The sequence below is a fragment of the Neobacillus sp. NPDC093182 genome (assembly GCF_044754045.1).
Window position 1 is genome coordinate 59,335 of record NZ_JBIVOI010000003.1, and the last position, 18,140, is coordinate 77,474.

At 40.3% G+C, this 18,140-nt stretch carries 14 protein-coding genes; 11 read left to right on the forward strand and 3 right to left on the reverse strand.

Translation table 11 applies throughout. The annotated features are described in order from the left end of the window. The first annotated feature begins 72 nt into the window (after positions 1-72). Complete coding sequence (locus ACIQAA_RS07755) at positions 73-1,305, forward strand: MFS transporter (RefSeq protein ID WP_402617280.1); 1,233 nt, start codon at positions 73-75, stop codon at positions 1,303-1,305. Between the two features lies 1 nt (position 1,306). Further along, positions 1,307-2,149 carry an aldo/keto reductase gene (locus tag ACIQAA_RS07760; protein WP_402617283.1) on the forward strand — a complete coding sequence of 281 codons (843 nt, stop codon included), beginning with the start codon at positions 1,307-1,309 and terminating at the stop codon, positions 2,147-2,149. 43 nt (positions 2,150-2,192) lie between these two features. Here ACIQAA_RS07760 and ACIQAA_RS07765 read toward each other — a convergent pair whose 3' ends face one another. Beyond that, positions 2,193-2,528: a zinc ribbon domain-containing protein YjdM gene (locus ACIQAA_RS07765; protein ID WP_402617286.1), complete on the reverse strand. Its 336-nt coding sequence runs from the start codon at positions 2,526-2,528 to the stop codon at positions 2,193-2,195. 422 nt (positions 2,529-2,950) lie between these two features. On the opposite strand from ACIQAA_RS07765, the gene ACIQAA_RS07770 reads away from it, so the two are divergent. The 7 genes from ACIQAA_RS07770 (at position 2,951) to sleB (ending at position 13,778) form a co-directional block, all read left to right on the forward strand. Continuing rightward, the gene (locus tag ACIQAA_RS07770; RefSeq protein ID WP_402617289.1) at positions 2,951-3,550 is read left to right on the forward strand and encodes an NADPH-dependent FMN reductase; all 600 of its coding nucleotides are present in this window, start codon (positions 2,951-2,953) and stop codon (positions 3,548-3,550) included. Positions 3,551-3,707: 157 nt separating this feature from the next. After that, positions 3,708-4,769 carry a glycosyltransferase gene (locus ACIQAA_RS07775; protein WP_402617291.1) on the forward strand — a complete coding sequence of 354 codons (1,062 nt, stop codon included), beginning with the start codon at positions 3,708-3,710 and terminating at the stop codon, positions 4,767-4,769. Beyond that, positions 4,769-6,232 (forward strand): hypothetical protein, encoded by a 1,464-nt coding sequence (locus ACIQAA_RS07780; RefSeq protein WP_402617293.1) that lies wholly within the window; start codon positions 4,769-4,771, stop codon positions 6,230-6,232. The genes ACIQAA_RS07775 and ACIQAA_RS07780 overlap by 1 nt, the downstream gene beginning before the upstream one ends. Beyond that, positions 6,229-7,221, forward strand: a complete 993-nt coding sequence (locus tag ACIQAA_RS07785) for an NAD-dependent epimerase (RefSeq protein WP_402617295.1) — start codon at positions 6,229-6,231, stop codon at positions 7,219-7,221. The genes ACIQAA_RS07780 and ACIQAA_RS07785 overlap by 4 nt, the downstream gene beginning before the upstream one ends. Before the next feature lie 153 nt (positions 7,222-7,374). Continuing rightward, positions 7,375-8,670 (forward strand): helix-turn-helix domain-containing protein, encoded by a 1,296-nt coding sequence (locus ACIQAA_RS07790; protein ID WP_402617297.1) that lies wholly within the window; start codon positions 7,375-7,377, stop codon positions 8,668-8,670. Positions 8,671-8,925: 255 nt separating this feature from the next. Further along, positions 8,926-12,660 carry a S8 family serine peptidase gene (locus ACIQAA_RS07795; RefSeq protein ID WP_402617300.1) on the forward strand — a complete coding sequence of 1,245 codons (3,735 nt, stop codon included), beginning with the start codon at positions 8,926-8,928 and terminating at the stop codon, positions 12,658-12,660. A gap of 398 nt (positions 12,661-13,058) precedes the next feature. Next, on the forward strand, positions 13,059-13,778 hold the full coding sequence (sleB, locus tag ACIQAA_RS07800; protein ID WP_402617303.1) for a spore cortex-lytic enzyme: 720 nt from the start codon (positions 13,059-13,061) through the stop codon (positions 13,776-13,778). A gap of 54 nt (positions 13,779-13,832) precedes the next feature. Here the strand turns inward: sleB and purU are convergent, their stop codons facing one another. Beyond that, the gene (gene purU / locus ACIQAA_RS07805; protein ID WP_402617306.1) at positions 13,833-14,732 is read right to left on the reverse strand and encodes a formyltetrahydrofolate deformylase; all 900 of its coding nucleotides are present in this window, start codon (positions 14,730-14,732) and stop codon (positions 13,833-13,835) included. Between the two features lie 135 nt (positions 14,733-14,867). On the opposite strand from purU, the gene ACIQAA_RS07810 reads away from it, so the two are divergent. Together ACIQAA_RS07810 and ACIQAA_RS07815 are read left to right on the forward strand one after the other, a co-directional pair. After that, a complete protein-coding gene (locus tag ACIQAA_RS07810) occupies positions 14,868-15,587 on the forward strand; it encodes a metallophosphoesterase family protein (RefSeq protein ID WP_402617309.1) in 720 nt (239 codons plus the stop codon). A 67-nt stretch (positions 15,588-15,654) separates the two neighbouring features. Then, entirely contained in the window at positions 15,655-16,128 is a 474-nt protein-coding gene (locus ACIQAA_RS07815; protein WP_402617312.1) for a GNAT family N-acetyltransferase, read from the forward strand. Between the two features lie 34 nt (positions 16,129-16,162). Here ACIQAA_RS07815 and ACIQAA_RS07820 read toward each other — a convergent pair whose 3' ends face one another. Beyond that, on the reverse strand, positions 16,163-17,968 hold the full coding sequence (locus tag ACIQAA_RS07820) for a sensor domain-containing protein (RefSeq protein WP_402617314.1): 1,806 nt from the start codon (positions 17,966-17,968) through the stop codon (positions 16,163-16,165). Positions 17,969-18,140 lie beyond the last annotated feature (172 nt).

Here is an 18,140-nt window from a genome sequence, read left to right on the forward strand (position 1 = left end):
CCATAATAACATTTATCGATTGTGCCGTAACAAGCAAATCGTTCAAAAATTTTCATAAGGAGGAGACAACATATGTCTTTCAATCATAAACAAAGTTTGTTTGCACTGCTGGCATTAGCCATTAGTGCCTTTGCAATTGGGACCACTGAATTTATCAGTGTCGGGCTTTTACCGTTAATTGCAAATGATTTAGAAATACCCGTTACAACTGCCGGGTTAACGGTTTCCCTATATGCACTTGGTGTTACCTTCGGGGCACCCATTCTGACATCTCTTACTTCTAGTATGTCACGTAAATCCTTATTACTTTGGATCATGGTCATTTTTATAATCGGGAATGGTCTGGCGGCAAGCGCAACAAGCATCGGCGTACTTCTGGCGGCCCGTGTTATAGCTGCTCTCTCACATGGTATTTTCATGTCAATCGGCTCTACTATCGCAGCTGATTTAGTACCAGAAAATAAGAGAGCCAGCGCAATCTCCATTATGTTTACCGGACTAACCGTTGCCACGGTAACCGGTGTTCCGTTCGGTACGTTTATAGGTCAACAATTTGGCTGGAGAATGGCGTTTATTCTGATTATTGTTGTCGGGGTAATCGCACTACTAGCAAATAGTATCCTAGTTCCATCCTCTTTACGAAAAGGGACCGTTTCATCTTTTCGCGATCAGGTAAAGTTAGTGACAAATGGTCGCTTACTTCTAGTATTTATCATTACAGCCTTAGGGTATGGAGGAACATTTGTTGTTTTTACTTATCTTTCTCCCATTCTACTGGACATCACAGGATTTAAAGAAGGAACAGTAGCTGCCATTCTACTTGGCTATGGGATTGCGATCGCGATCGGAAATATGATTGGTGGAAAGGTGTCCAACCAGAATCCGATTAAGGCCCTATTTTATATGTTTATTGTCCAAGCAGTTGTCCTATTTATTTTAATGTTTACAGCACCATTTAAAATAGCAGGATTAATCACGATTTTCTTTATGGGGCTTCTTGCTTTTATGAACGTACCTGGTTTACAAGTGTACGTGGTCATGCTGGCAGAGCGGTATGTGCCAACCGCTGTAGACGTAGCCTCTGCCCTTAATATTGCTGCGTTTAATGCAGGCATTGCGATTGGTTCCTACTTAGGCGGAATCATAACCGATTCAATTGGACTCATCCACACCACTTGGATAGGAGCACTAATGGTTCTTGGCGCTGTCTTCCTTACTGGCTGGAGCCGTAAGCTTGAAGAAAAAGACAAAAACGTTACAGATAACCAGTGTTTATTTTCAAATCAAAAATTGGAGGTTCAGTAAAATGACGAACAACTTACAAGCAACAACTACTTTATCTAATGGTGTAAAAATGCCTTGGTTCGGTCTTGGGGTATTTAAGGTAGAAGAAGGTCCTGAATTAGTTCATGCAGTAAAATTTGCGATTAAACAAGGTTACCGCAGTATTGATACAGCCGCTATTTACGGAAATGAAGAAGGCGTTGGGCAAGCCATTCGCGAAGCAATCAATGAATATGGCATTACAAGAGAAGAATTATTTATTACCTCAAAGGTTTGGAATTCTGATTTAGGTTATGACTCAACCTTAGCAGCATACGAAACTAGCTTAAAAAAACTAGGTCTCGATTATCTTGATCTATATCTTATTCATTGGCCTGTAGAGGATAAATTTATAGAAGCATGGCGTGCCTTAGAGACCCTCTATAAAGAAGGAAGAGTTAAAGCGATTGGTGTGAGTAACTTCCAAGTCCACCACCTTGAAAAAATAATGCAAGTTGCAGTAGTGAAACCAATGGTCAATCAAGTTGAATACCATCCATTGTTAACTCAGGCAGAAGTCAAAGCCTTTTGTGATAGCAATAACATTCAATTTGAAGCCTGGTCACCTTTAATGCAGGGTCAATTATTTGATAATCCCCTATTAAAGGAACTAGCCGATAAATATAACAAAACCGTCGCTAAAATCCTTTTACGCTGGGATTTACAAAACGGCGTTGTCACCATACCTAAATCAACAAAAGAACTCAGAATAATAGAGAACTCCAACCTATTTGATTTTGAACTGACGACAGAAGATATGAACCGAATAAGTAGTCTAAATGAAAATCATCGAGTCGGTCCAGACCCTGACAAAATTGACTTTTAAAAATAAATTGAAGGCGCTCCTTAAGCAGGGAGCGCCTATTTTTCTATATTTTCTTCACATACTCAGACTTTAAACTCATGGCACCAAATCCATCGATTTTACAGTCGATATTGTGGTCGCCATCCACTAAACGAATATTTTTCACCTTCGTACCTTGTTTTAATGTTGATGAACTTCCTTTTACTTTAAGATCCTTGATGACCGTTACCGTGTCACCATCACTTAAAACATTTCCATTTGCATCTTTAATAACTCTTTCTTCTTCCGTCGATTCAGTATCTAAACTCCACTCATGACCGCACTCAGGACAGATCAATAGACTTCCATCTTCATATGTATATTCTGAATTACATTTTGGGCAATTTGGCAAAGTAGACATAGATTATTTCCTCCCTTCATTCACACTCTTTGTATATTGTGGCATAGCCTTTTCAAACAGACAAGCACCTCCTAACAATGAGAAATACAGATTCTGTAATATATATTTTTCATCCCCTGATTGTTACCCAAATCCGCAAAACTCCATTTGTTCGGGCACAATCATGTTTTCATCCAAGACCATCCTCATCTTCCTAACCCTTTTTGGACTTCATGAACCCTCCATAACAACCAATTTCACTTTCCCACGCTAAGTTTGGGATCCTTGGTTCTTTTCTAATGAATCCAATCTCTTGACAGCAAGGTAAATCTGTATTATATTTATCTCGAATTAAAAATATATTATTTGATTATATTTTAATTCAAAACAAACGTGACCAAAAAACCTAAATAGATAAAAAATAACAGCAAGGGGTGGACATCATGGGTTTTTTAAACAAATTATTTGGTACAACAACAAAGGAGGAAGAAACAATGACAAATCCAAAATTAAAAATCGGTATTATTTTAGGAAGTACACGTCAAGGACGTGTTAGCCCGCAGGTAGGAGAATGGGTAAAAGGAATGGCTGAAAAGCGTGGAGATGCAGACTATGAAATCGTGGATATCGCAGATTACAACCTGCCGTTCTTAGGAACTACTGATGGAACTGAACCAGGAATCGCTGCTTGGAATGAAAAACTTGCGAGCTTAGATGGATTCGTATTCGTTGTTCAAGAATACAACCACAGCATCACTGGCGCATTAAAAAATGCCATTGATTTCGCACGTGAAGCTTGGTACAACAAAGCGGCTGGTATCGTAAGCTACGGTTCAACAGGCGGAGCACGTGCTGCAGAACATTTACGTGGAATCCTTGGCGAAGTAAAAGTGGCTGACGTTCGTACACATCCAACATTGTCTTTATTCACAGACTTCGAAAACGGCTCTGTATTCAAGCCACAAGATCTACACCAAACAAACATGACGGCAATGCTTGATGAAGTAATCGCTTGGAGCGGAGCTTTAAAAACATTAAGATAATTTCATTAATATGGCACTTACAATGCGCTACAGTCTTTATTGACTGTGGCGCATTTCGTGTTTTTACCAATTTGTCCAAGCCTTCCCTTTCAAAAAGCATACCTTATTTTTAGAGGATTAGAAATTTAGATATTTTTTTTGAAAGGAGAATGAACAATTGCAAAAAGTTATCCATCTGAATCTAAGAGTCGACCCGACCCAATATATTCCCCAGATTCGGGAAGTTCCTGGCTATGATTATATACATTTGGTCCGGCAGCCTAAGTATATGGTGAATCTTCCGCTTCTGAATGACAAGGTTCACTACCTAAGTGAAATCTTTTCACCAAAAGAATATATAGAAAAAAATAAAGTTTCCCTCCTGCATGCACACCATGCTCAATTAGGTTTATTACTTCTTCCATTTAAAGAAGAAACCTCCCTCCCGCTCGTAACAAGTATCAGGGGCAGGGATGCAACACTTGCCAATCAGCCTGTGGGTTATTTAGATGGCATGAAAATGCTATTTGAACAAGGAGAGCGTTTTCTCCCAGTGTGTCAATATTTAGCTCATCGAATTAATCTATGGGGATGTCCTGTTGATAAAATCAGAGTTCTATATGGAGGAGTTGACCTTAACCTTTTCCCTTATAAAGGACCAAATATACTTGGATCACAGAACATCTTTTCTATTGGGAGACTAGTAGAAAAGAAAGGACACCATGTCTTAATGCAGGCGTTTAAAAAGATTAAATCAAAATTTCCAAAGGCTACTCTTACCATTATTGGCGGCGGTGAGTTGGAAGGCTATATTAAATCCTTAGCCTCACAGCTGAATTTAGGTACATCCTTCCGTCTCTTAAATCGTGTGCCAAAAAGCCAAGTTCCAGAATTAATGGGACAAGCGAACATATTTTGTGCACCAAGTATAACAGCGTCCAATGGAGATGTAGAAGGAATACCAAATACAATCAAAGAGGCAATGGCAACTGGCATACCTGTTCTCGCCACGAACCATGCTGGTATCCCAGAAATCATCACCAATAATCAAGATGGTATTTTAGTACGAGAAAACGATGTTGACCATCTTGCCGAAGCATTAGAATTTATGTTACTGAATAGACACCTGTGGGAAGGCTATGCGATTGCTGCTCGCCAGAACGTAGAACAAAACTTTGACCAAAATAAGCAGCTTCTCTTGCAAGCCAACTATTACGATGAATTGTTAGGGGGATCATAATGGTAGATTTCAGATTAATTAAAGTAACCAAAGGACCAAAAACACTATTAATTGACAACCCCACAAACTACCCACTAATCGGAATGGGTGCTCAAGGAGCCGTATTTAAATTATCGGAGGAGCGCTGTGTAAAAATTTATTCTAATACCCTGCAGGCCCAAATGGAATTAGAAGCACTCAAAGCAGGACAACACTTAGCGTTCTTTCCACGATTATATGGATATGGTGAAAACTATATCGTCATGGAATACTTTAATGCTCCCACATTAAAGGAATATCTCCGGAATTGCACCTATATCCCGGAATCGATTACTAGAAAACTTCTATATATCCTAGGTGAAATGAGAAAGGCACAGTTCACAATGGTTGACGCTCCGTTACGGCATATTTTCGTCCTTGAAAATGAAGAACTTAAGGTCATTGACCATGTAAATGCCTTCAAGCGCATACATCCGGTACCACTTAAATTATTGAGAGATTTAAACATGATGTTACTAAAAGAATCCTTCTTAACTCAAGTAAGAAAATTAGAACCTGACACCTATCAAACATGGCAGAGATATTTTGATGAAAACAAAATAGATTACCGGAACATTCCCGTCTTTTCTGGAGGAAATGGTGAAGGAGTAAAAGTGGATAGCGCTATCTCACAAACATTAATCGGTGCAGGACACCAAGGTGCGGTCTTTCGTATTGCTGAGGATCAATGCGTAAAAATCTATGGAAAACCAGAACATTGCGAAATGGAAAAAACCATTTTATTGGCTAATCAAGACCTCTCCTTTATACCACAAGTTTATGAAAGCGGAGATAACTACGTTGTCATGGAATATTTAGTAGGACCAGACTTAAACACCTTTCTAAAAAAACAAACCACCCTTCCACCCATCGTGACAAAACTCTTATTAGACATACTAACCTCCCAGAAACAAGCAGGCTTTAAACAAATTGATGCCCCATTACGACATGTTTTTGTTACCAAAACAGGCTTTAAAATGGTCGACCATGTATATTCTTTCTCCCGTCTGCAAGAACGGCCATTAGAACTTTTCCAAAACCTTCATGAAAGAGGGTTCCTGGCAGCATTTCTTGAGCAGGTAAAGCTTCTTGATCCTGCCACACATGCAGAATGGACAAAAACGCCAATTCCACTCACTGAAGAGGAAGTACAAATGGAAATTAAGGACATTCCTACTGTTCTGCCAGTAATCAAAAATAAAAGCAGTAAAAAAGGGAATAAAAAGGGCAAGGGTCATGATAAGGACGTTGACGGTAAAAAGGGCAAGGACCATGAAAAGGGCCGTGACCATAAAAAGGGTAAGGATCATGATAGGAACCGTGACCATAAAAAAGGACATGATCGTGATACGGACCACAGTCAAAAAAGAGAGCATGGCGGTAAGAGAGATAACAAGGATAAAAAGAAGGGAAATGATCGTAAAAAAGGATCGGATAAAAAATGAACATTTTAGTAACAGGTGCGGCAGGTTTTATTGGGTTCCATCTTTCTAAACGTTTGTTAGCTGAAAATTACCATGTAATCGGTGTGGACAACCTTAATGACTATTACGATATTCAATTAAAAAATAAACGGCTAAAGCAATTAGAGACTAACGATAAGTTTACCTTTTATAAAGTAGATTTAGCTGATGCAGAAGGTTTAACTAAAATTTTTGAGAGTCATTCCATCCCCATTGTGATTAATTTAGCTGCGCAGGCTGGGGTCCGTTATAGTCTCACCCATCCACACTCCTATGTTCATTCCAACCTAGTAGGATTTGTAAATATTTTAGAGGCATGTAGGCATTATCAAGTGGAGCACTTACTTTACGCGTCGTCTAGTTCAGTATATGGAGCAAATTCCAAAACCCCTTTCTCTACCCAAGACACTGTTGACCATCCGGTAAGTATCTATGCGGCTACGAAAAAAGCGAATGAATTAATGGCACACACTTACAGTCATTTATTTAATATCCCAACGACTGGTCTTCGTTTCTTTACTGTGTATGGACCATGGGGCAGACCAGATATGGCCTATTATTCTTTTACAAAGGATATAATCGAAGGGAATCCGATAAAAGTATACAATAATGGCGACATGCGCAGGGATTTCACCTATATTGATGATATTGTCGAAGGAATCGTCAAATTACTAGACCAACCGCCTGAGCCAGATCCAAACAGAGACCTCGACCCAAGCACAAGTCATGCCCCCTACAAAATCTATAATATCGGCAACAATAGCCCCGTTAGATTAATGGATTTCATTCATACGTTAGAAAATCTAATCGGTAAAAAAGCCAAAATGGAATTCCTCCCGATGCAGCCTGGAGATGTGAAAGAGACCTATGCGGATATTACCGACCTGCAGAAGGCTGCTGGTTTCTCCCCCGCTACTCCATTAGAAATAGGGTTAGGCTTTTTCGTAGAATGGTATAAAAAATATCATTAATATGCTGCCCGAATCCCCTCATTAAATAGAGGGGATTCACTTTTTATAACAAAATCGTACTATATGACTAGTAAAAGGACAGGAACCATTGAAATCCATTCAGTATACTAAGCTTAGAAAGTTAATCATTTTACAAGAGAGCAGGTTGGTTGTATGTCCATTGGAAAAGTGATTTATTATCACCGAAGAAAGCAAAATAAGACGCAAGAACAGCTTTGCCAGGGCATTTGCTCGGTTACCCACTTAAGTAAAATTGAAAACAATGTAAAAGAAGCCAATCCAAAAACACTCCAGCTTCTGTGTGACAGATTGCAAATTTCCATTGAGGAAGAAAACAAAAAGAGCGAGCTAGTAAGACATAAACTGGATATGTTTTACGAGACAATGGAGCGGCTGCACCATGAAAAAGCAGCAATATTATATAAAGAATTGCAGGAATACAAGGAATATGTGCGCTGTACGGACATGATTTATCTCTATGAATTATATATGCTGCGGTACTATCTGCTATTGCACGATTTTTCTACATTTGAGGAGTCCTTAACAGGCATTCATAAATATATCTCAAAATTTTCTCCTTTTGAGGCATATGTCTGGGATCTGCTTCAAGCCATCTATTATGGGAAAAAGGAACAATTTCCCCAGGCCCTCCTCTTCCTATCCCGTGTGGAAAACAAAGCAGAAGAATATCGGGCAAAAATTTCAGAGTACTATTATTTTCGATCAGCCGTGCACGGGCATTTATGCCACTATTCTTTATCCATTCATTATGCGTATAAAGCATTGCATGTTTTTCATCAGACAAACAATTTATTAAGAATGGTCCATGTCAAAATGATTCTAGCTATTAATTTCATTCATATTGGTGAATTTGATAAAGGGAAAGAGATACTTGTACATATTTTAAGTGATGCAGAGATACTTCAGGATACGGAAACGAAGGCCCTTTCTTTACATAACCTCGGTTTTTTATATTACAAACAAGGGAAAATAGAAGAATCGCTGGATTTTTATTCACAGGCTCTTCAGCACAAAGAAAAGAATTCAGCTTCTTATTATATAACGATTTCCTATCTGGCCGAGGCACTTATTTCTTTTTCGCAAAATGAGAAGGCTGCCGAGCTGTTATCAGAAGTATTGGATTCCTTTCAAGATCAAAAATCTCCGAGATATATTGAATTGAAGATCCTTTATTTAGAAGCAGCTGGTACAAAAAAAAACCTGATTCACTATTTGATAAAGCATGGACTACCTATTATTGAACAGCATATGAACATCGATAGAGGAATCAAATATCTTCAGATGGTTGCTGCCTATTATGAAGAAAAACTGGACTACGCAACAGCAAATCACTATCTCCATATTTCCAATCAACACCTGAAGAACCTGCTTACCAACATTGGGTCACCCGTAGACCTTAAGAAAGCAGTGGTCCGGGAAAAACAATAATGACTATTCTGCAAATTATAAGGGATAATTGCATTCAGCAATTGTCCTTTTTTGTCGATTATATAAAATTGTCCCAAGTTAATAGAAAGGGAACACCATCATTTTTTAATAGTAAGCCTCCATTTTTCATAAGAGCTCCTCTAGCGGAGCTCTTATTTAACAAAAATTGTCCCAATTAACAGACTATTTAAATCCATCTATAGTTAAAAGTAGGTTACAAGAATAACTTTTTACTAGAAAAGGAGAATGTGAAGAATGGGCAAGCAAAAGTATAAAAAGTATTTTGCCATGATGATGACCACGGCTCTTCTTGCGGTCCCGGCTCTGCAAGCATTTGCAGATGATTCGACCAAAGCTGGGGATGGGAAAATCACAGCCAAAGCTCTCGAAGGCATTAACGCAAAAGCAAGTACAGGAAAGCATGTAATTACCCTCATTACTGGTGATGTGGTAACGGTGACAGAGCTTGCAGATGGACAAAGTGTGATTAACGTGGAACCTGCCGCTGCTGGCGGTGGTGCAAGAATTCTGACAGTAGATAAAGATACATATGTCATACCTGACCAAGCAATGCCTTATTTAGCTTCTGGTTTCTTAGATCAGGATTTATTTAATGTTACTGCACTCATTAAAGATGGTTATGATGACGCCTCACAAAAGACGTTACCAGTTATCGTGCAATATGCAGAATCAAAATCTCGTTCTGGAACGTTACCAACACCAAAAGGTTCTAAAAAGACCCATGTACTTGAAAGCATTAATGGTTTAGCACTTTCGACCGAGAAAAAGGACACAAAAAAGTTTTGGCAGGACATTACGCAGAAGCAGCAGACTACAAAAACCTCAAAAGCCATGCTGGCTCCTGGAATTGAAAAAATCTGGCTGGACGGCCGGGTGGAAGCAACGCTTGAACAAAGTGTCCCACAGGTTGGGGCTCCCACTGCTTGGGATTCCGGTTACGACGGTAGTGGCGTAAAAGTAGCAGTGCTTGATACAGGAATCGATGCAGAACATCCGGACATCGCTAGTCAACTGGTTGATGCAAAGAGCTTTGTTCCAAATGAAGATGTACGTGACTATCATGCGCACGGTACTCATGTAGCTTCAACAGTACTTGGAACAGGTGCTGCCTCAGAAGGAAAGAATAAAGGGGTCGCTCCAGGTGCAGACCTGCTCGTTGGAAAAGTCCTCAGCAATGAAGGATTTGGCCAAGATTCCTGGATTATCGATGGGATGGAATGGGCGGCTCAAAATGCCAAGATTGTTAATATGAGCATAGGCAGCAACGAGCCTAGCGATGGAACCGACCCAATGGCTCAAGCCGTAAATAACTTAACTGCTGAAACAGATGCACTGTTTGTCATTGCTGCCGGTAATACAGGTATGGAAGGAATAAATTCACCTGGTTCAGCAGCTTCTGCTTTAACAGTTGGCGCAGTGGACAAATCTGATCATCTTGCCTGGTTCTCATCAAAAGGGCCACAGAATGGAATATCGGGATTAAAGCCTGACCTCACGGCACCTGGTGTAGGAATTCTTGCTGCTCGCTCTCAATTTAGTAATGGCAGCGGTTCTTATATGACGATGGATGGTACCTCAATGGCTACGCCTCACGTTACTGGAGCTGCGGCTATTCTAGCGCAACGTCATCCTGATTGGACGGGAGCACATCTGAAAGAGGCACTCATGAGTACAACCAAGAAGCTAGACCATATTAAGCCCTTTGAAGGCGGAACTGGGCGTCTTGACGTTGCCGCTGCCACATTGGGTACTGTCCGTGCAACAGGGTCGCTAGACTTCGGATTCTATGACTGGCCACATGAAGGTGACGTTATGGTCGAAAAAAACATAACGTACACAAACGACGGCGATCAGGCTGTTACACTAGACCTTTCGACCGCAATAACACATAGCAATGGTGCAGAAGTACCTTCTGGCTTGCTTACGCTTTCAACAGACAAAGTAACGATTGAGGCTAAGAGCAGTGCGGAAGTAAAAGTAACGCTTGACCCACATCTTGGCACTCTTGGCGCCCGCTATCAAGGACTGATTTCAGCTAATCTTAATGGACAGACAGTTGCTCATACTTCTTTAGGCATGATAAAGGAAGAAGAGAAATATTCTCTTACCCTAAATGCAACAGATCGCGACGGAACACCTGCGGAAGCTTACTTTTACCTTCTTGGACCCAATGGCGTTCCAGAATTTATGACCGTTAACGGGACAAGGGAACTGAGATTGCTGCCAGGTACCTATTCCATTATGGGTTGGATAGAGGTCGATAAAGATACAGATCACCGGGGTATCGCACTCGTCGGTAATCCTGAGATTAACTTGAATGGTTCACAGACTGTTGAACTAGACGCTCGTAAGGCAGAAGCAATTGAAGTAAACGTTCCAAATAAAACGGAAACGACTTATCGAAAATTGGAATATTACCGCAACACGGGAGAATCAACCATAAATGATATTTACATCATGCCTGTATGGGTGGATACCATGTATGCACAGCCTACAAAAGAAGTAGAAAAGGGAGAATTCACTTTGGCCACTCGCTGGCGCCTGGCTGAACCGATGTTGTCAATCAACTTCCAAGGTAAAGAGCTTGATGATATCCCCCAGCCTGGAAGCAAGCTTTTAAAAGGTACACACAACTTAGAGACTGTGTATGTAGGAAAAGGGGCTCCAGAGGATTATAATGGCCTGAATGTAAAGGACAAGGCCGTAGTCGTTCTTCGCAGTGATGAAGTATCAGGCCCAGAACGTGCTGCAGCTGCATTAGCAGCAGGAGCAAAGCTGTTGGTTACCGTAAATGATGGACCTCAGGAGCTAAGTGAATGGGTTGGAATTGAAAATGAAGATTTTTCACTTTCTGATACACCTCTAGCTGTTGCTGGTATTAGCGGTACGGATGGCCAAAAGCTTGTGGAGGCAGCAAAAGCCGGTAAAGTAACACTAAATGTTAAAGGTAAACCAGACTCTGAATTCGTTTATGACCTTGTTGATATGCATCATGATGCTGTTCCGAGCGATTTAACGTATTCACCAAAAACCAAAGATCTCGTTAAAATCGATAGCGAATATAAATCAGACCGTCCAGCGCCAGGAGCGGAGTTCCGTTACGATATCCTGACCCACAGTCACCATGGAGTTGGTTTCCTGCAGCAGCTATCACTCCCTTCTGTTCGAACTGAATGGGTATCCGCTCAAGAAGGCACATCCTGGTACCATCAGGCTAGTGTCCAAGACGCACAATGGGAAGTACGTCAGCCAAAAGTGACTTACACTCCTAGTCAGAAACTAGAGGAAGAATGGTTTTCACCTGTTGTTCGACCACGCCTGGGTGAAGGATTCTGGACACCTTACCGTGACAGAAATTTCTTTGTGCTCAATATTCCGGCATGGGCAGATTCAGGGATTGGACACACTGGAGCAGACATGAATTATCCTGGAGAGCAAACAATAGAGTTTTATCGTGGAGATACGCTCGTGAAAAAAGCAAATGGACAGGCAATCTATTCATTTGTAGAACAACCAGAGGAAAACACGAAGTATAAAATCGTAAGTAATGCTTCTCGTAATCCAGAACGCTGGAATACATCTGCTCGCACCCATACCGAGTGGACATTCTGGTCTAAAAAGGAAGAAGAATCTCGCACAGCCCTGCCACTTCTTTCACTTGATTATAAAACTGATACTGACATCAACGGTAACGCTATTGCAGGCAAATCAACGAAGCTGGGGTTATCCGCAGTTCAAATTGGTGGTGCACTAGGAAACGGAGTTGTGGAAGGGGCTTCCCTTGAAGTTTCGTTTGACGAGGGCAAGACATGGAACAAGGTTGAACTTGCTGTTGAAGGTAACGGCTGGACGGCAAATATTAAACATCCAAACAAAGCCGGAAGTAATGTCTCACTACGTGCAAGCGCTTGGGATGATGCAGGCAACGCAATTACTCAAGAGGTAATAAAAGCTTATGGTCTGAGATAATGTACCAATCAGAGATTGAAAAAGTGCGAAATCAGGAAAACAAAGTTCCTTAACCGGGATTTTAACAAAGCTCAAAATAAAGAAATGTCCCCATATATCTTGTTGGGGACATTTTTGTTTCTTTACGGGGGGATATACACTTCGTGCTCTAATGAAAGACAAATCTTTTGCTTCCTTTATGAGATTTGTCCTTCATCCCCCTTATAAAAGACAAATCTCTTACTTCCTTTACACGTAATGTCCTTCCTCTCCATTATGAAGGACCTTTAAAGATTGCTATCCTTAAAAGCCAATCTTTAGCAGTAAAACCCTCACTCCATTAATTTGTTACATAGAAATGTAAAAAATATGAAAGGATAGTATTATACGGCTTTTTATATCGTTAGGAGGTTGAACCTGTGCAGAGGAAAGCGATCTTTAGGATTTTGCTGATTATGATTTTTCTAACTGTAACATCTTTAGCCCATAGCGATCAAAGTAAGGATATTCAAGCATTTTCGAACCAGGTACTTCAACAAGGATCTTCTGGGGAAGATGTGATTGAGCTACAATCGCGCCTTTCGTATAATGGCTTTTATAAAGGTAAGATTGACGGTGTGTTTGGCTGGAATACATATTGGGCAGTTCGTAATTTTCAAGATAAGTTTGGACTTCCTGTAGATGGGATGGTAGGGGCACAGACGAAGGCCATGCTTGTAAAAGCAACAAAATATGAAAAGCAAGGCAATTCAGGTGGTACTAGCGCCAATGTTCCTAACGGATATAGTCAAAACGATATCCAGTTGATGGCGAACGCCGTGTACGGGGAATCACGTGGCGAACCCTATATAGGTCAAGTTGCTGTTGCCGCTGTTATTATAAACCGAGTCCAAAGCGCTTCATTTCCAAACACCGTTGCCGGCGTTATCTATGAACCAGGAGCCTTTACTGCTGTTGCCGATGGGCAAATTAATTTAACACCAAATGAAACGGCAAAAAAAGCTGTATTGGATGCAGTTAATGGCTGGGATCCAACTGGGAATGCGATTTATTATTTTAATCCCGATACTGCAACAAGCAGCTGGATATGGAGCCGCCCACAAATCAAGAAAATTGGTAAACATATATTTTGTAAATAAAAAGAGGCTGACTCATTTAACTTTTGAGTCAGCCTTTCTGTGTGATGAGCTTCATTAGAAAACAATTGTTTTGTTTTGATGGACAATAATCCGGTCTTCAATATGCCATTTTACTGCTCTAGCTAAAACACTTCTTTCCACTCTACGACCAATTTTCTTCAAGTTATCGACATCGTCACGGTGATCAACACGAGCAATATCCTGTTCAATAATCGGCCCCTCATCGAGGTCGTTGGTTACATAATGGGAAGTCGCTCCAATTAACTTTACACCGCGGGCATGGGCACGCTCATATGGTCTTGCCCCAATAAACGCCGGTAAAAAGGAATGATGAATATTAATGATTTTCTTTGGATTGGCTGCGACAAATTTAGGAGTCAGGATTTGCATATAGCGTGCTAATATTACTAAATCAATCTCATACTCTTTTAACAGTTCAAGCTGCTGGGCTTCCACCTGTTCACGAATATCCTTATTCGCAGGAATATAATAAAACGGGATATTTAACCCCTCCACCGCATCTCTTGCTTCCTCATGGTTACTGATGACAAGCGCAATATCCGCCATTAAATCCCCGCTTTGCCATTCCCATAGCAATTCGAGCAAGCAGTGAAGCTCCTTCGACACAAAGATTGCCGCTTTCTTGACATGATAGACATGTGTTAATTTCCAATCCATCGAAAACTTCTCAGCAATCGCAGCGAACTGCCCTTCCATATCCTTCGCCTTTTCCTTTAGACCCGGGCATTCAAATTCAATTCGGATAAAAAATACGCCGCCTTCCGGATTGGTAGAATATTGACTAGATTCGATGATATTGGCTTGATACGAAAATAAAAACTGCGAGATGGCTGAAACAATCCCTGGCTGATCCGGACAGCTGACAAGCAAACGTCCACGATTACGGTTCTCCTGTTGGAATTTTTCTAGTTGATCCTTTATATATGAATTCATCGTCATAACTCCTCTATTATTATTAGAAAAGATTATACAGCAGACAGCCTTTAGAAGCGAAGCTTTTATTGAAAATTCTAATTTTATTATGCGAACAAATAATGGTAAAATTTTTTAAAAGGAGGTTGTCTCGTTATGAAAATCGCATTTATTTCTGACATACACGGGAATGCCATCGCGCTTGATGCAGTTCTTGCGGATATAGAGAAACAAGGGATTGATAAAATGTATGTATTAGGTGATATATGTTACCGTGGACCTGAGCCTAAACGTTCTCTTGACCTAGTCCGATCTTTACATACAGAAGTGATAAAAGGAAATGCCGATGAATGGGTGGTACGCGGTGTTCGTGAAGGTGAAGTGGCGGATAAGGTCTTAGAGTTAATGAACCTTGAACGCCAATGGATTGTGGAGCAGCTAGAACCATCAGATATTGAATATTTAGACAGCCTGCCTGTTCAGTTAAATTTCACGATCGAAGATGTTCAACTATCAGCGTTTCACGCTACGCCAACGAGTTTATTTGATATCGTACTTCCGAACGCTGAAGACAACCAAATCGAAGCGAGTATAATGCAGGCACAGGATGCGCAGGTTTTTGTTTATGCACATATCCACAAGCCTTATATTAGATACCTAAATGGCAAGGTCATTATGAACATTGGCAGCGTGGGTTTACCGTTCGATGGCCTGGCAAAAGCATCCTATGGACTGGTTGAGGTCGAGGATGGACATATAAAAACTTCCATTAGAAGAGTAAGCTATGATCTCGAAAGTGTCGTGGCACTCTATCATGAAGTCAATTACCCAAATGCAGAAATGATGAGTAAGGTTATTCGGAATGCAAAAATTTAAAGACAAAATCGCTGTTCACTTTATGGCAGCGGTTTTGGTTTGACTATAGAATAAAGGAGTTTTAATTATGCAGTTAGTTGTAAGGAGTATGACGGAGGAGTTTGCAAAACAGATCCTAACGTGGAAATACGAAGCACCCTATGATTTTTATAACAATGAAGAAACCTCTGAATCTCTTAATGAATTACTAGAAAACCCCTATTATGCCGTTTTGAATCAAGACCATGAACTCGTCGGTTTCTTTTGTATTGGAAGCGCAGCCCAAGTCCCATACGGTATTACAGTTGGCGCCTACCATGAGGATATGAAGGATATCGTTATTGGCATGAATCCTGCCATTACTGGTCAGGGGTTTGGAACACCATTCTTCACGTTTATCCTTTCGTATATTCAAGAAACCTATCAGCTGGATTCACTCCGAATAACAGTAGCAAAGTTTAATGAAAGAGCCATTCATCTTTATACGAAACTTGGATTTGATAAAAAAGTTGAGTTTAGTAGAAAAACAACTGAATTTATTACGATGGTTAAGAATTATTAATAGGTGAGGACCGAAGACACTACTTTCTCCGGCCTTATTTAAATTTTCCCTGTAAGACCTTCTGTTCAGTCGTAAAGAATAAATCTACCATTTCAACACTAGCTGGCCTGCTAAAATAGTAGCCCTGCATATTATGGCAGCCAATACTGCATAAGAATTGATATTGTTCTAACTCCTCCACTCCCTCTGCAACTACATTCATCCCCAAGTTCCTGCCCATTGCCACTAATGTTCGACAAACAGACCGCTGATTTTTATTCTCTAAACCTTCAATGAAGGATTTATCTATTTTTATCGTATTAAATGGATATTGTACAAGGTAGCTAATGGACGAATACCCAATCCCAAAATCATCGAGAATGATATCGACTCCATTATCCTGTAATTCTTTTATCGTGTTCAACGTTTGCTGGACATTGGTCATCGCCGTTCTTTCTGTGATTTCAATTTTTAATAGATTAGCTGATAACTGATAGCGTTCTAGTGTGTCTTTGACAGTCTCAAGGAAAGATTCCAAATGAATTTGTCTAGCTGGTACATTAATAGATACATAGAATGGCGGCAGGTTCATATCCGCCCAAGTTTTACGCTGTCTGCAGGCAGTTTCCAATACCCAATTGCTTAATTTTATAATTAAATCTGACTCTTCGGCAATTTGGATAAATTCTCCGGGGGGTATCGACCCTAAAACGGGGTGCTCCCAACGAAGAAGTGCTTCTACCCCAATTACTTGTTTTCCGTACACATCAACGATCGGCTGATACACCAGATATAATTCATTCTTTTCAATGGCTTTATGAAGGTATTGCTCTAAGAGCAGCTTTCGTGATAGACTTTTCGCCATTCCTAATTCATAGGACTGAATTCCTACTCCGCTTTCCTTTGCTAGATACATCGCTTGGTCTGCCTTCTGAATTAATCCTTCTGCCTCGTACCCATGATCAGGAAAAATACTCATCCCAATACTGGCACTGAGTACATATTCATGACCTAGGAGTACGATTGGTTCTGCAATAATCCCATTAATTCTGGCTGCTGCTTCATGAAGGTCCTCTTTTGTGTTCACGTTATTTAGCAAGATGACAAACTCGTCCCCGCCTTGACGCGAGATCGTATCATCACTTCCCAAACTGCCCTTCAACCGGTTGGCAATGACCTGTAAAACCTTATCCCCCATTTTATGACCAAGAGAATCATTGATATATTTAAATCGATCGAGATCCAAAAATATAACCCCGACCTTCTTTTTCTTTTCCTTTGCTTCATTTAACGTTTTATGAAGCTCATGATCCAATTTCCTTCGGTTCGGCAGACCTGTCAAAAAATCATGAAAAGCTAAAAACGTTAATTTTTCCTCAGCCTTTTTCCTTTTCGTAAAATCGACAACGATTCGATCAACCCTCTTAATACCAGTAAAGATAGTATCCCAGTTCCAAGTGCTGGAATGTGAAAAATTATTTTCATTTAATACACTGGTAATATAGCCGCAAATACCAAGAATTACACCATCTACGATCACCGGAATGGAAAGGGTCGTTACATCTATCACATGACCGTTTCGATTTCTAATCCTTGTTTGAAGACTCTTCTTTTCACCTTTGAGTACATGATTAATATGCTCAATCGTCTTATCAATCTCCTCTTCTTCTATAAACGAGACAAAATTCCGTTGATAATTACGATGTCTTTCATAACCGGTTAATTCTTGAACAGCTTCATTCGAAAAAACAATACTGCCCTCCAAATCCATCACATAAAAAGGATATAGCACACTAGAAAGTAAGGGTTTACAATCCTCTACAAAAGAACTTATATCTGACTTTTTGATCTCATACCTCAAGAGAAATCTCCTTTCCACGAATCTTGAGAATCAAATACTGTTTATAGTGACCTTATACCAAACGTGCGGAAATAGCTGTGATTAATATCAACAAACCCAGACATTTTTTTCACCTTTTCCTGCTAATCAAACGTTTGATTAAAAGTGCCTCAATCCCTTATAAAAAATGGGC

What these genes read in the sequence shown, in the direction of transcription:
- ACIQAA_RS07755 (WP_402617280.1), top strand. Translation starts at nt 73, where the DNA reads ATGTCTTTCAATCATAAACAAAGTTTGTTTGCACTGCTGGCATTAGCC.
- ACIQAA_RS07795 (WP_402617300.1), top strand. Translation starts at nt 8,926, where the DNA reads ATGGGCAAGCAAAAGTATAAAAAGTATTTTGCCATGATGATGACCACG.
- ACIQAA_RS07760 (WP_402617283.1), top strand. Translation starts at nt 1,307, where the DNA reads ATGACGAACAACTTACAAGCAACAACTACTTTATCTAATGGTGTAAAA.
- ACIQAA_RS07780 (WP_402617293.1), top strand. Translation starts at nt 4,769, where the DNA reads ATGGTAGATTTCAGATTAATTAAAGTAACCAAAGGACCAAAAACACTA.
- ACIQAA_RS07810 (WP_402617309.1), top strand. Translation starts at nt 14,868, where the DNA reads ATGAAAATCGCATTTATTTCTGACATACACGGGAATGCCATCGCGCTT.
- purU (WP_402617306.1), bottom strand. Translation starts at nt 14,732, where the DNA reads ATGAATTCATATATAAAGGATCAACTAGAAAAATTCCAACAGGAGAAC.
- ACIQAA_RS07785 (WP_402617295.1), top strand. Translation starts at nt 6,229, where the DNA reads ATGAACATTTTAGTAACAGGTGCGGCAGGTTTTATTGGGTTCCATCTT.
- ACIQAA_RS07765 (WP_402617286.1), bottom strand. Translation starts at nt 2,528, where the DNA reads ATGTCTACTTTGCCAAATTGCCCAAAATGTAATTCAGAATATACATAT.
- ACIQAA_RS07790 (WP_402617297.1), top strand. Translation starts at nt 7,375, where the DNA reads ATGTCCATTGGAAAAGTGATTTATTATCACCGAAGAAAGCAAAATAAG.
- ACIQAA_RS07770 (WP_402617289.1), top strand. Translation starts at nt 2,951, where the DNA reads ATGGGTTTTTTAAACAAATTATTTGGTACAACAACAAAGGAGGAAGAA.
- ACIQAA_RS07815 (WP_402617312.1), top strand. Translation starts at nt 15,655, where the DNA reads ATGCAGTTAGTTGTAAGGAGTATGACGGAGGAGTTTGCAAAACAGATC.